General features: G+C 41.0%; 13 protein-coding genes. 8 read left to right on the top strand and 5 right to left on the bottom strand.

Annotated elements, in window-relative coordinates; translation table 11 throughout:
- Positions 1-66: 66 nt before the first annotated feature.
- From ACFSQ3_RS11025 to ACFSQ3_RS11015, 3 genes are all read right to left on the bottom strand, one after another.
- Complete coding sequence (locus ACFSQ3_RS11025) at positions 67-747, bottom strand: cell division ATP-binding protein FtsE (RefSeq protein WP_380869603.1); 681 nt, start codon at positions 745-747, stop codon at positions 67-69.
- A gap of 6 nt (positions 748-753) precedes the next feature.
- Positions 754-957: a fructose-6-phosphate aldolase gene (locus tag ACFSQ3_RS11020; protein WP_380869602.1), complete on the bottom strand. Its 204-nt coding sequence runs from the start codon at positions 955-957 to the stop codon at positions 754-756.
- 138 nt (positions 958-1,095) lie between these two features.
- Positions 1,096-2,109, bottom strand: coding sequence for an acyl-CoA reductase (locus tag ACFSQ3_RS11015; RefSeq protein WP_380869601.1), 1,014 nt, complete (start codon positions 2,107-2,109; stop codon positions 1,096-1,098).
- Between the two features lie 169 nt (positions 2,110-2,278).
- On the opposite strand from ACFSQ3_RS11015, the gene ACFSQ3_RS11010 reads away from it, so the two are divergent.
- Together ACFSQ3_RS11010 and putP are read left to right on the top strand one after the other, a co-directional pair.
- The gene (locus ACFSQ3_RS11010; RefSeq protein WP_380869600.1) at positions 2,279-2,629 is read left to right on the top strand and encodes a 4Fe-4S dicluster domain-containing protein; all 351 of its coding nucleotides are present in this window, start codon (positions 2,279-2,281) and stop codon (positions 2,627-2,629) included.
- 114 nt (positions 2,630-2,743) lie between these two features.
- Positions 2,744-4,237 (top strand): sodium/proline symporter PutP, encoded by a 1,494-nt coding sequence (gene putP, locus ACFSQ3_RS11005; protein WP_380869599.1) that lies wholly within the window; start codon positions 2,744-2,746, stop codon positions 4,235-4,237.
- A gap of 7 nt (positions 4,238-4,244) precedes the next feature.
- Here the strand turns inward: putP and ACFSQ3_RS11000 are convergent, their stop codons facing one another.
- Positions 4,245-4,544 (bottom strand): hypothetical protein, encoded by a 300-nt coding sequence (locus ACFSQ3_RS11000; protein ID WP_380869598.1) that lies wholly within the window; start codon positions 4,542-4,544, stop codon positions 4,245-4,247.
- An 11-nt stretch (positions 4,545-4,555) separates the two neighbouring features.
- A complete protein-coding gene (locus ACFSQ3_RS10995) occupies positions 4,556-5,269 on the bottom strand; it encodes a DUF421 domain-containing protein (RefSeq protein WP_380869597.1) in 714 nt (237 codons plus the stop codon).
- 240 nt (positions 5,270-5,509) lie between these two features.
- On the opposite strand from ACFSQ3_RS10995, the gene ACFSQ3_RS10990 reads away from it, so the two are divergent.
- From ACFSQ3_RS10990 to ACFSQ3_RS10965, 6 genes are all read left to right on the top strand, one after another.
- Complete coding sequence (locus ACFSQ3_RS10990; protein ID WP_380869596.1) at positions 5,510-7,729, top strand: TonB-dependent siderophore receptor; 2,220 nt, start codon at positions 5,510-5,512, stop codon at positions 7,727-7,729.
- Positions 7,730-7,764: 35 nt separating this feature from the next.
- Positions 7,765-8,961: a PepSY-associated TM helix domain-containing protein gene (locus tag ACFSQ3_RS10985; RefSeq protein WP_380869595.1), complete on the top strand. Its 1,197-nt coding sequence runs from the start codon at positions 7,765-7,767 to the stop codon at positions 8,959-8,961.
- A 291-nt stretch (positions 8,962-9,252) separates the two neighbouring features.
- Positions 9,253-10,497 carry a quaternary amine ABC transporter ATP-binding protein gene (locus ACFSQ3_RS10980; protein ID WP_380869594.1) on the top strand — a complete coding sequence of 415 codons (1,245 nt, stop codon included), beginning with the start codon at positions 9,253-9,255 and terminating at the stop codon, positions 10,495-10,497.
- Positions 10,498-10,500: 3 nt separating this feature from the next.
- Positions 10,501-11,331, top strand: a complete 831-nt coding sequence (locus tag ACFSQ3_RS10975) for an ABC transporter permease (RefSeq protein ID WP_380869593.1) — start codon at positions 10,501-10,503, stop codon at positions 11,329-11,331.
- On the top strand, positions 11,331-12,194 hold the full coding sequence (locus ACFSQ3_RS10970; protein WP_380869592.1) for a glycine betaine ABC transporter substrate-binding protein: 864 nt from the start codon (positions 11,331-11,333) through the stop codon (positions 12,192-12,194). The genes ACFSQ3_RS10975 and ACFSQ3_RS10970 overlap by 1 nt, the downstream gene beginning before the upstream one ends.
- A 261-nt stretch (positions 12,195-12,455) precedes the next feature.
- Complete coding sequence (locus tag ACFSQ3_RS10965; RefSeq protein ID WP_380869591.1) at positions 12,456-14,351, top strand: glycoside hydrolase family 2 protein; 1,896 nt, start codon at positions 12,456-12,458, stop codon at positions 14,349-14,351.
- The last annotated feature ends 16 nt before the right edge of the window (positions 14,352-14,367 follow it).

Below are 14,367 nucleotides of genomic sequence, written 5' to 3'. Positions count from 1 at the left end.
CTGTCAGTTTTGAAGAAAACTAACGTGCAAAATGTCTGCTATGTGTAAATATGTCAGCGATTGAGATTAGATAGTGACATTGTCGTGCAATGCACCATCTCCTGTGCGCAGGATGCGCGAAGGCATATTTCTTATAATTTGATAATCATGCGTAGCCATTAGGACAGCTGTTCCGGATGCAGCAATATCGCGTAATAATAGAATGATTTCTTCCGAAGTGGCTGGATCTAAGTTACCCGTTGGCTCATCCGCCAAGATAATTTCCGGATCGTTTAATAATGCACGTGCGATAACGACGCGCTGTTGCTCACCACCAGAAAGTTCGTGTGGCATTTTCTTAAGCTTAGAACGAAGACCAACTTTCTCCAACACATCAATCATGCGATTTTCGATCAATCCACGATCTCTCCAGCCAGTCGCCTTCAGGGCAAATTCTAGGTTTTTTTCTACCGTCCTATCGTTTAGTAAATGGAAATCCTGAAATACAATACCCAATTTACGGCGTAGGAAAGGCACATCGTTATCATGCAATTTCTTTAAATCAAATCCCGCAATCATGCCTTCTCCAGTAGTAATATATAAATCGCCATAGATGATTTTAAGCAAACTACTTTTTCCGGATCCAGATTGTCCGATCAAGTAAATAAATTCTCCAGATTGTACACTTAAGTTGACATTCGCCAAAACCAAATGTTTCTGTTGATATATGTCGATGTTTTTAAGCCTAATTACGGTATGTTCTGTCATAAAATATTATAATTCAAGTTTGACGATCTGACCAAAAGGAATTTCCTGAGCAACCTGCATAATGTAGTCCATTTTATCGCCCAGGCCAATCTTGTCCAATGATTTATCAGGACGATCGACGCGGAAATAGGCCAATAAGGTAAATGCCTCATCGCGCAGTTGCACGTAATCCGGAATTTTTGCTACGCCTTTTACTTTAATTAGATACATGTTATCGGTCAAATGTAAACCTTAATTGCCAAATGTATAGTCCAACAATCAAATGTAAAGTTTTTTGGCCACAAGGCCACTTAATGGGTCGAAAATTAACAAAACTTTTGATCTGCGATCGATCACGGAAAGCAGTTTCTAGCGATTTTCGGATAGAAAGGCCAAAACATCGACGCCATCCGCATAATCATCTAATGCAGGACATTGGCTGTCGCCGAATCGAAAATTTGGTGCAGATATATGCAAATTCTCGCTGCTAACCACACATTGGATGTTTTCCTGATCCGCATTAATCTTGGTTTTAACCACCGCTAAATCCTCGTATCGGCTGAAATGCACAACCGCAAGGGGAGAAGCCCAGCGATCATCTTCTTTCAATAACAGAAAGCCATTATCGAAATGCACATCGCCGTTGATCAACATAATGGATTTGTTGTAATCGTAATTGTTGACGTATTTGTGGTGCTGAATAATGGCTTTAAATCCCTCGATCGATTCATAAAAGCGAGCAATATCGTAGTTTGCTGGGATGAAAAATTTGGAAACAGAGCGACAACCTAAACCGAAATAATCGAAAATATCATGTCCTAACTGCGCTAATTCTTCTACGGTTTCGTTTCCAGTAATCACTGCGACAGAATTTCTGTTCTTACGAATGATATGTGGTTTCTTTCCGAAATAATAATCGAAATAGCGCGCAGAATTGTTGCTTCCGGTCGCAATGATCAGATCATGCGCTTCCAATCGTTCGACGATTTTAATTTTCGCAGCAAAAGCCGGTTCGATGTCGATCAACGTTTGCAATAACCAAGCGGTTAGTCCGGCATCGTCCGATGAAGGCTTAATTTGCACGTTGAATCCGGAGATCAAAACGCACAAAATATCATGAAAGCCAACCAACGGAATATTTCCAGCTAGTACCAACGCTACCGTTTTGTCAGATTCCTCATCCGTTACATTTGTCGTCCATTCATTTAACTTTGTTGCGGTCAAATTTTGCGCAATGGCTTGAAATTGACGTCTTACATTTTCGGGTGTATACCATGGATTTTTAACCGCTACGATGGTAAGTAATGCGGATATTTCCGATTCGTCCGATAGGAGATACGTGCCTAATTTTTCGAAAGATTGAATTCGTTGGTTCTTTGTCAAAATGCTTTTTCTTTAAATAATTTAGAACAAATCTGATGTAATTTTGCTCTATATTTGCAGGCTAGGGTGATTCGAAGAGAATAATCTACAAAAGTTGTAGAGAATAGTTCGCGGATTCCTTAACTTTGCAATGCAAAACTAGTTTAAAATTATTATTGAGAGGTTATAAATGGCAATTAAAATAACAGACGAATGTATCAACTGCGGAGCTTGTGAGCCAGAATGCCCCAACAATGCAATCTATGATGCAGGCGTAACTTGGAAATTTTCTGAAGGTACCGCTTTAGAGGGAGTTATTGATTTTGGTGATGGCGTAACGTTGGATGCAAACGAATCGCAAGACGCTATTTCGGACGAAGTTTATTATATCGTTTCGGATAAGTGTACGGAATGTGTAGGATTTCATGATGAGCCACAATGTGCGGCAGTTTGTCCGGTAGATTGTTGTGTGGAGGATGAAGATATAGTAGAATCGGAAGAAGAATTGTTGGCGAAGAAAGCTTGGCTTCACGCCGAATAATAAAGGATTTTTATACCTTGCATCTGCAAGGACACAGAAAGCATCGAGTTTTATCTTGATGCTTTTTTTTGTTTTCGCTTTTCCCTACCTTCACGCATTATTTAGCACCAAATTATGAATGTTTACGAAGGCATATCCATTGGCTTGTACATGTTGCTCATGCTCGCAATTGGCTTTTATTCTTACAAGAAATCCACCGCGAATACCGAAGAATTTTTATTGGGCGGACGTAGTTTAGGTGCCGCGGTTACGGCGCTATCAGCAGGTGCTGCCGATATGAGTGGTTGGCTGTTGATGGGGTTGCCTGGCGCGATGTACCTTTCCGGATTATCAGCATCTTGGATTGCTATTGGACTGACATTTGGCGCATATATGAATTACTTGCTCGTTGCACCGCGACTGCGTGCATACACCGAGGTTGCGAAAAACGCCATTACGCTTCCCGTATTTTTCGAAAATAGATTTCATGATCGGTCTCAATCTTTAAAGATTGCTTCGAGTTTGTTGATATTGATTTTCTTCACACTCTACACGTCAGCAGGCATGGTTTCCGGCGGACGGTTGTTTGAGTCGGCATTTAATTTGGACTATAACACCGGATTGATCGTTACCAGTTTGGTGGTTGTGCTTTATACCTTCATGGGTGGCTTTTTGGCAGTCAGTTTGACGGATTTTGTACAGGGCGCGATTATGGTTTTGGCTTTAGTTATTTTACCTATTGTGATCATTTCGGAGTTGGGTGGATTTGGTGAAACCTTTGCAATTATCAAAAGCAAGAGCCCGGATTATCTTAATCTCTTTCGCGGAACCACAACAGTCGGTATAATTTCTTTGTTAGCTTGGGGATTCGGCTATTTTGGTCAGCCTCATATTTTGGTGCGTTTTATGGCGATTGACAAAGTGAGTGAACTGGCCAAAGCGCGTAACATTGGAATTAGCTGGATGATTTTTACGGTTGGCGGAGCGATGTTAGTTGGGTTATTTGGCATCGCTTACTTAGCAAAAATAGACATCGGATTGATGGGACAATTTGATGGTTCGAAGGAAACGGCGGAAACCATTTTTATCCATCTTTCTCGGGTGTTGTTCCATCCATTGATTGGTGGCTTTTTGCTTTCTGCGATTTTAGCTGCCGTCATGAGTACCATATCTTCCCAATTGTTAGTAACGGCAAGTTCGATGACGGAGGATGTATATAAAGCTTTGTTGCATCGCGATGCGTCGCCATCACGGATGTTGCTGGTAAGTAGATTGTCGGTATTGATTGTTGCAGTTATCGCTATTTTGTTGTCACTTAATCCGCAGGATAGTATTTTAAATTTGGTAGGAAATGCTTGGGCTGGCTTCGGCGCGGCATTCGGACCTGTAATTTTGCTTTCCCTACTTTGGCGAAAATCTACACGATGGGGCGCATTAAGCGGTATGTTGACGGGCGGTGCAATTGTTTTATTGTGGGTATACGTGCCGCACGATTATAAGGATGTGTACGAAATTATTCCCGGATTTTTTGCCGGTCTATTAGTCAATTTGATGGTGTCCCTTTTAACTTACAAACCAAACAGTCATATCGACAAGGAATTCGATGAGATGGAAGCGATGATAAGATAAAAACCTGCTAACTACGTACTTGTTGCCATTGTTTGAATTTACGTTTGAATTCGGATGGAGAAACCGATTTACCTACCTCCATTTCTATAGCAGAATCATCATATCCGGTTGAATCGTAAGCAAGGCCAACTATTTGTCCCCATTCTTCATCTTTGGGTTCGGGAACAGAAGTTTTTTGAAAAGCGGTTACAGTATCGCAATCCGGATAATTTGCCGATTCATCGTTAGCATATTTGATAAGTGCTTTGGCCAAAAGCTTCGTTTCGGTTGATGTTAGTTTACCGGAAAAGTTATTTTTTTCTTGCATAATAGTGTCACTTAAGTAATTCGTCGCTCATTGGTTGCAGCTACCCACTGCGAATCTTTGCATCTTTCACACGAGCTGTCTAGTTCCAATTGACTAACATAACCGCAGTTTGTGCATGCATAGCGGCCAGATGTCTCCACGCTATTCGACTTCTTATGGTATTCGTTTGGTAAAATGGGAAGTCCGTACTTCACATCTTTTTCTTCAAAATAGAAAATGCTTAATTTACCATTCGTTTCCAATATGGCGGTTTTTACCTGTCCGAGTTGACTTACATTTCGTTCCCGCATTTCCGCGAAAAATTCATCCTTGCCTAACGTATGCGCTTCTTTCGTTTCCAAACTAAACATACCATCTTCTATAACATAAACCGGTTTCCCTTCGATGATGGATTCCACTTTTGTATTTCGCGCAGCGAGATAAGTGATAAATCGATATAAAATCAATGTAGAGGTAAAGGCGATAAGTGACGGGATAATTGCCATATCTTGCACGATAATCGGGTCGCCTGCCGCTGATCCTAAAGCGATAATAATAGCTACCTCGAAAATACTTAACTGCCGAATACCCTTTTTTCCAGTCATCCTTAAAAAGACCAAGATGATAACAAACATGATGGTTGTTCGGAAAATGATTTCCAGCGCATAGCTGAAATCTAAATCATGTAAAAAAACTTTTTCTAAGAAAGCGCTGACATTGTGATCTGATATTGTTTTCTCAGGCATGGATGTTTTCGAATACGTTCTAAGTTAAAACGTATTTTTTTAAGAATAGTTCGAGCATGAGCACATTTAGTTATTGGTATTTTAATCTTGGTTCATAGCCTTTAACATTTACTATGTCGAATCTTAGTTCCTGTTCGAATCGTACTTTCAAACTCAATGAAAACTTTTCTATTGTATTTTTAATATTTATTTAGAATTAGTAAAAATAAGGATATATTTGCGACCAAATTATTTGGTCCCATGAAAAGCAAAATCGCTATCGCTTTACTTGTTATTGCGGCGCAACAAGTATCTGCGCAGCAAAACAACCCACAACAACGCGATACCACTTCTTCGAAAAACGTAGAAACGGTTATCATTGATGGTTACGTCAAGAAAAATTCTCCAACCGTCAACCGCATGCCATTAAAGGCTATCGAAAACTCACAAGTATTTTCTTCTATCGATCGCGTAGCATTAGAAAACCAGCAAATTACCACGGTGGATGATGGTTTCCGGAATGTGGTTGGTCTTCAGAAAATGTGGAATGCATCGAATCGTAGTGGAGATGGTGGTTCCTATGTCAACCTAAGAGGTTTCGTTACCAACAATTCGCTTCGCGATGGTTACGTAGCTCCAGTAACGTCTTCGATGGATGCGATCAATGTCGAAAAAATTGAAGTACTCAAAGGTCCTTCAGCAACTTTGTTCGGAACGAACGCCACATCGTATGGCGGGGTTATCAATCGCGTCACGAAAAAGCCTTATGAGGAAATCGGTGGACGTATCGGTGTTTACGCAGGAAGTTTCAATTATTATCGTGTTGAAGCTGATGTAAACTCACCTTTGACGGATAACAAATCGCTTCTTTTCCGATTAAATACAGCGTATACAAATACAGGAACATTCCAAATAGCAGATGCAAAAAATCAATATTTTGCTGTAGCACCTAGTCTGACTTGGCGCGTAAACGATCGATTGGATATTAATTTGGAGTACGAGCATTTTGAAAATAGAACGATCGGAGAACAAAGTATATTCTTCAAATTCTCGCCCTCCGATTACGGTTACAACGATATGCATGAGCTGGTGGATGGCACCGGTCTTCAATATCGAGAATCATACATCGGGAAAGGCCTGTACAATAACGGACGTACCAGCAATTTATTCGCAACCGCACATTATCATATATCTGACAGGGTTCAGTCGACAACTGCTGTTAATAAGGCTTTCAACAGATCAAATGGTTTTAACCCGTTTTTTTATATAACGACTGAAGGTGTACGAGAAGATGGTACGCGTTTCGGGCAGCTTGGTTTATCGCAGTCCGATCAATCCACATTAAACAGTCATCAGGATATTTTTCAAATCCAGCAAAACTTCAATTTCGACTGGAAATTCGGAGAAATGCGTAACCGATTGGTTGTTGGTGGTGATTACATGAGAACGAACAATCGTCAATTTTTCTATTCTACGGAAATGCGCTTTGTGCCTTTCACTGGTGGGGATTATGGCGCTTTTAATAAGGATTTCGCGAATAGCTATTACGATAACCTTCGGAACAACAATGCGTTTCCAGGATTTCCATTAATTGATGATTTGGATACGTACAGTGTTTACGCCTCAAACGTGCTTACGATTATTCCGGGATTGAACGTGATGGCTTCCCTTCGTTATGAGAAAAATAACTTCCTTGGCGGAAACGTTTACAATGCACCTGCGGAAGCATATAATCAAGCTGGCTGGTCGCCAAAATTCGGCGCTGTTTACGAGATTGTAAAGGATAAATTCTCTGTTTTTGCTAACTACCAAAATAGTTTTACGTCCAACGGTTACTTCGTTGCGGACACGTTAGGTACTATTCAACTTTCGAAACCCGAAACCGCTAATCAATGGGAAGGTGGATTGAAAGCAGATTTGTTGAAAGGCCGTATTAATGCTTCATTGAGTTACTACGATATTACGGTAAGCAATAGTTTGCAAGGAGCAGGCGTTGCTGCGAGTTCCGGCGTATTTGTGCAAAATCAATTGGGTAAACGCGTTAGCCGCGGTGTCGAATTGGAAGTTAACGCCTATTTAGTAAAAGGTTTTACTGTAGTTGGTGGAGTTAGCTACAACGATTCAAAAATCACAGAAACCACAGATGCGTCCGTTCTTGGACGTCGTCCGACCACAGGCGCTGCACCGTGGTTAGCTAATTTCTACGCAACTTATAATTTCTTGGACGGTCCTTTAAATGGTTTAGCATTTGGTGTGGGAGCCAATCATGCTGGAGCCGTTAAGATTTTCAATAGCACCGCCGGTGTGTTTGAATTGCCGAAATACACGGTGTTTAATGCAAACGCATATTACGATTATAAAAAAATGCGTTTTGGTATCCGCGTGGATAACTTGACCAACGAAAGATATTGGATCGGGTACAGCACAGCGAACGCACAACCTACGAGAAGCATCATTGGTAACGTTGCTTACCGATTCTAAGAAATAAATTTATCAGCGAATAGAAGAAGAGATATATGTCGCTAAAAAAGAAGAAAAAAAGCTTTTTTAAATATTGGTCGGCCAAACTACATCTGTGGTTTGGTCTTGCCGTTGGTATTCCTGTCGTAATTATTTCCATTACCGGCGCTTTGTATGTATTCAAAGATGAGGTAGAAAATTTCACTCGGCAGGATGTTATTTACCACCATGAGCCAAACATCGGAAGCAAAAAACTTATTCCGATTTCAGTTTTGGCCGAACGCGTCGCAAAAGCTTGTCCGGAAGATTACCCGTTGCATTGGGTCGACGTTCCTACGGATGTCACTAGATCGTATAAGTATTACTATTACGAGCACAACCCAGATGCTTGGAACTACTTTGACGAAACGGTTATCTACAAAACCATTTATGTCAATCCGTTCTCGGGAGAAGTTTTACGTGTGTACGATGAGAAAATGGGATTTTTTAACATCGTCAAGATGATCCACTTTAGCTTCCTGCTTAAGTCGGAGTGGGGGAAATATGTGGTCGGTATTCCCGTTTGTCTTTTTGTAATTATGTTGATTACGGGCGTTGTTTTATGGTGGCCACGGAACAAGGCTGGTCGAAAACAGCGATTTCAGTTTGCATGGAAAAGCACGACGAAACCTAAACGTAAAAATTACGATTTGCATAATATCCTCGGATTTTACAGTTCGATTTTCGCGTTGATCTTTGCCATAACCGGACTATTCTACTGTTTTTTCATTGTCCAAGCAATGGTTTATGTGGTGTTTTCCGGTGGAGAAACGGTATATCCAGATCGATCGCATATTACTACGACAGCGCCAGAATCAGAAAGAACACTTTACACGTTGGATTCGATCGCTAATCAAGTGAAACGCCTATATCCGGATAGTTATCAGTTTTCGTTGGATTTGGGTGATGAGCATATGGATGATCACGTACATCCAAACTTCGAGGTGTACGTGAAACACCTTTCGTACTCGTATCACAAAGCTAGTCATATTGTTTTTGATGAACATTCTGGAGAATTGCTTCATATCCACGATCACAACGATAAAAATTTAGGTGAAAAAATGGTCAGCGCGAATTACGATATTCACGTCGGTTCTGTATTCAATCTTCCAACAAAAATAATCGCATTTTTGGTCAGTCTGATTTGTGCATCGTTGCCGATAACCGGATTTATGATTTGGTACGGTAGGCGGAAGAAACTTTTAAAAGATTAAGAAATAAGGGGCAAAAAAGCCCCTTATTTTATTTTTTGTACCTTTGTGCCAATGAGGAAATACAAAATATACAATACCACCTATTGCTTATTTTATCAAATCAGAAAAATTTCGCTGACTACTACGCAGAAAGTTCCTCCCTGCAAACACTAAAGCCTTCCGATTACCCGGTAATTTATTTAACTTCTAAGTAAACAAAAGTATAATGCTTTCGTTTTTCGGGTAACGACTAGACACGATGGTGTCCCTTTAACCTTTTCAGGCTGATCAAGCTGACAACATTTATTGAATATGAAAGAAGAAAGACCCGTTAAAATAAAGGTCGAGGATCTAATATTGATTTTCGGGAAACAAAAAGAACAAGCCTTGAAGCTTCTCGGCGAAGGCAAAACAAAAAAAGAAATATTAGCCACGACGAATTGCACGGTAGGAATTAATCGAGCGAACTTCGAAATTTATGAAGGCGAGTTCTTCGTCATTATGGGCTTATCAGGAAGCGGCAAATCAACTTTGCTTCGCTGTCTGAATCGATTAATCGAACCAACCAGCGGTAACGTGTTTGTTAACGGAACCGACATTACGAGGAAAAATCATAAACAATTGTTGGATGTTCGCCGCAGCGAAATGAGCATGGTGTTTCAGAAATTCGGTTTGCTTCCGCACCGCAGTATTCTGGACAATGTAGCTTTTGGGCTAGAACTTCGCGGCGAAGATAAAGAAGATCGTGAGAAGCGGGCGCAGCAGGCGATCGATACGGTTGGTTTGCGTGGTTTTGAACAGCAACTGCCGGCGCAGCTTTCCGGCGGTATGCAGCAACGCGTGGGATTAGCGCGCGCGCTCACGAATAATCCGGAAGTGATGTTGATGGATGAAGCATTTTCTGCACTTGATCCATTGATAAAAACTGAAATGCAAGATGAAATGATCGGTCTGCAAAATAAGTTGAAGAAAACCGTAGTTTTCGTTACCCACGATTTGGACGAAGCGATCAAGCTGGGCGATCGGATTATGATTATGAAAGATGGTATAATTGAGCAAATCGGTACCGCGGAAGAAATTCTCACTAATCCTGCAACCGAATACGTGGAAGCTTTCGTAGAAAAGGTAGATCGGAAAACGATCATTACTGCTGGCTCGCTGATGCATAATAAACCGACCATGGTACGTTTTGGGAAAGACGGTCCGGAGGGAACATTGCGCAAAATGCGAACAACTGGATTAGATGTGCTTCCCGTAGTTAATGATGATCAGGTTTTTTTAGGTTTTGTTTGGGTAAATGATGCGGTAATTTCCGCAAAGCGTAAAGATCCAACCGTCGAAAGCGTGATCAAAAGAGATGTGCCGACGGTAGGAACGGAAGTGACGGTGGAAGAAATGTTGCCACTAATTACAGCAACAAGATCACCGATTGCGGTAACGGATAAAGACAGCGGTGTATTGCTGGGAATCGTTTCACAAAATTCCGTGGTAATCGAAGCAACACGATTCAACGAACAAGAAATTACAGAACTGAAAGAAAATGCCAACCACAACTAATTCATGGAAAAAACGATAGATATAGGACAATATATAGCGATTGCGGTCAAATGGTTGATGAATAACCTGCGACCTGTTTTTGATTTCATCAAAACTTCGGGTAATGCGGGGATTGAAAGCATCGAATGGATTTTGGTAAGTCTGCCATTTTTTATAACGATTGCCTTATTTACGGCTGCTGCTTGGCGCTACGCCAGCAAAGGCGTGGCAGCTTTTACCTTAGGAGGGTTAGCACTAATTTATTTGATGGGTTTTTGGGAAGAAACGATGCAAACGTTAGCATTGATCATTTCATCGACCATCATCGCGTTGATTATCGCGATTCCTTTAGGTATTTGGTCTGCAAAGAATCGTTCGGCGCATCGCATTATTCGTCCGTTGCTCGATTTAATGCAAACGATGCCGGCCTTTGTCTATCTGATTCCGGCGGTTTTGTTTTTTAGCATCGGAAAGTTGCCAGGAGCATTTGCTACCATCATTTTTGCGATGCCTCCAGCGGTTCGTTTAACCGCATTGGGGATACAACAAGTGCCAGCCGATGTATTGGAAGCTGCTCGTTCGCTTGGTGCAACACAAAAGCAATTGCTATTTAAGGTAGAATTACCTTTAGCGCTGAAAACGATTCTAACAGGTGTAAATCAGACTATTTTACTATCACTCTCCATGGTAGTTATCGCGGGGATGATTGCTGCGGGCGGACTAGGAGAGAAGGTACTGGAAGGAATTAATAATTTGGATATCGGGTTGGGGTTTGAAAGCGGTTTGTCGGTGGTTATTTTGGCCATTATCTTGGATCGTATTACCCAAGGTTTCGGTAATAAAATCAGTAAATAATGAAGCGAATAATATACAGTATCACTTTCTTCATCGCTGTGTTTTCTTTATTCGGAAACTGCGGTGGCAGAATTGGAAAGCGCATTAGCATGGGGATGGTCGAAGGCTGGGCGGAAGGAAATGCGATGACGTTGGTAACGAAAGAATATTTAACGGAGAAAGGCTATTTGGTGGTTACTCACAAAGCGGCGCCGAATTTACTGTTAGCTTCGATGGATAATGGTGATACGGATGTATTTATGAACGTTTGGTTGCCGACAACGCACGGAGATAAGGTCGCTCCGTTTGATCATATTAAAAGTGCGGGAATGAATTATGATGGCGCGCGCTTAGGATTGGTTGTCCCAAAATATGTGGATATTAATTCTATCGAAGAATTGAATGATCACAAAGATAAATTTGGCGGACGTATCGTAGGAATTGAGCGCGGATCAGGAATGGCAACATACACCGATACGGTTTTGATGGAATACAATTTGGATTACCGTCAATTAAATTCATCTATGGTCGCCATGGCTTCGGAATTGGATAAAGCGATTGGGGAAAAACGCTGGATTGTCGTGACAGCATGGCAACCACACTGGCTGTTCGGTCGTTACGATGTAAAATTTTTGGAAGATCCGAAAAAGGTGTACGGCGATACCGAACATATCGAAACCTACGTACGCGATGATTTCGAAAAGGATTATCCAGAAGTATATAATTATTTCCAGCATGCGTTTTTCGAAGACGAAATTCTTTCGAAACTACTTACGAGAATGGAAGAAAGTAAAAACGAGAAGGAAACCGCCCGAGAATGGGTGGAGGAGAATAGAACATTGCTCGATTCCTGGTGGAATGGACAAAACAAAAAAGGAAATTAGCACCGCTAATTTCCTTCTTTGTTTTACGAATAGATTGGATTTCTCCAACCTAAGATTTCTACTCATTACCTTAATTATCTCTTGGATCGCGCTGGATGGAAGCATTATGTTTTTATGCCTTTATATATTCTAATTGCCTAATATCGGATGGTTTAATCAAACAAAATCCATTTTACATCTTCATTTCTTTCGACTTATCATTACTGTTACGAAGATTTTATACGAGCGTTATGTTATTCTCATTACATTCGTATCTGTACTATGAAAAACCTTCATTTAATGATCGAAAATATGATTTACCGTCTACTAACTTGTTTGTTTACAGCTATCAGTTTACTAATATCGTTTAGCATTCAATCCCAAACGCTGACCGATTTTACGCTGCCAACTCCATGGACAGAAGAAGTTTTATCTAGCGAATTGCCTTTGCCAGAATACCCTCGACCTCAGATGGAACGCTCGGAATGGGAAAATCTAAACGGATTTTGGGATTATATGGGCGGTAAAAACCAACCCGATCCACGATCCGCCGAAACTGCTCCAACCTTTTCAGATAATGCGGATAAGATACGTGTTCCCTTCGTGCCAGAATCGGAACTTTCTGGTTTGGCAAGAAGTGGCGAAACGTTCATGTGGTATAAGAGACAAATTAGCGTTCCGAAAAGTTGGGGAAACAAAAGGGTGCTTCTACATTTTGGGGCCGTTGATCATTTCGCAACCATATTTATCAACGGCAAAAAAGTAGGTACACATACGGGAGGATATACCGCTTTCAATTTTGATATTACCGATTACTTAACCAAGAATGAGAATACTTTGGTCGTTGGTGCGCATGACGCAAATGATGGAAAGGTGCCTTGCGGGAAAAATGGTGATAAAGGGGATTATACGTTTAGTTCGGGTATTTGGCAGACGGTATGGATGGAACCGGTAGAACGAGAATATATATCAAAACTAAAACTCATTCCTGACTTAGAAAGTAATCGTCTCCAAGTTACCGCTTCGGCTATTCGCAAAGGATTAAAAGTTAAAGTCATGACGAAGGAAGGTGCTGTCAATGCGAGTGGTATTTCTGATGAACCTCTTTACATCAATATAGAAAATCCACATCTCTGGACGCCCGATGATCCTTTTTTATATGATTTAAACGTTCAATTGCTAGATGATCGTGGAAAAGTGATCGATGATGTAAATTCTTATTTTGCGATGCGATCGGTTAAGATTGAAAAGGTTGATGGCATTAATAGAACCTTGCTGAATGGTAAGTTCGAGTTTCAACTTGGACTATTGGATCAAGGTTATTGGCCCGACGGTATTTTTACAGCCCCAACTGATGAAGCATTACTTTATGATCTTGAGTTGGCGAAGCAAACAGGATTTAATGTCGTTCGTAAGCACATAAAAGTGGAGCCGCAGCGCTGGTATCATCACTGTGATAAACTAGGATTGTTGGTATGGCAGGATATGCCAAATTTATGGTATCCGGATGATGTAGATTCAGTTGCGGTACGTCAAAATTTTAGAAATGAACTCAAAGATATGATCGACCAACTGATTAGTGTTCCTTCTATCGTGATGTGGGTTCCATTTAACGAAAACTGGGGTGCTTTCGAGGTTGCAGATATTACGGATTGGACAAAAAAATATGATCCCACACGATTAGTAAACGGACTTTCCGGTTATAATTATGCACCGCATTATCGTCTTGCTCCCGGCGATCCAGGAAACGGAGATTTTGTTGATTTGCATCACTATGGTAAAATGGAGGACAAGTATTTTCCTATGCCAGATGAGCATCGCGCAGCATCTTTTGGAGAGTTTGGTGGCAAGGGATTATTCGTACGCGGGCATATGTGGCCAGTTCCGAATAATGCTTATGAAATTGTGATCAACGAAGATGTTTTGAGCGATACCTATGTCTATTTACTAAACGAAGTAGAACAAAGAATGCTTTACAGGGGATTAAGCGCCGCCATTTATACACAAACCACGGATGTAGAACATGAAATAAACGGCTTGGTAACGTACGATCGAAAAGTCGAGAAAATGGATTTCCAAAAGGTAAAATGGATCAACACCGAAATCATAAAAAACGGTAGAAAACTAGGAGAGAAGAAGAAAGTGAGTTCCATTGTTCGGGAATATCCAGTTGAGTAGCGGTGGCTACTCAATC

Source organism: Sphingobacterium corticis, assembly GCF_042684745.1.
In the GTDB taxonomy this organism is placed as follows: Bacteria; Bacteroidota; Bacteroidia; order Sphingobacteriales; family Sphingobacteriaceae; genus Sphingobacterium; species Sphingobacterium corticis.
Note: the sequence above shows the minus strand (reverse complement) of the source record. Positions and strands in the feature narration are given on the sequence as shown.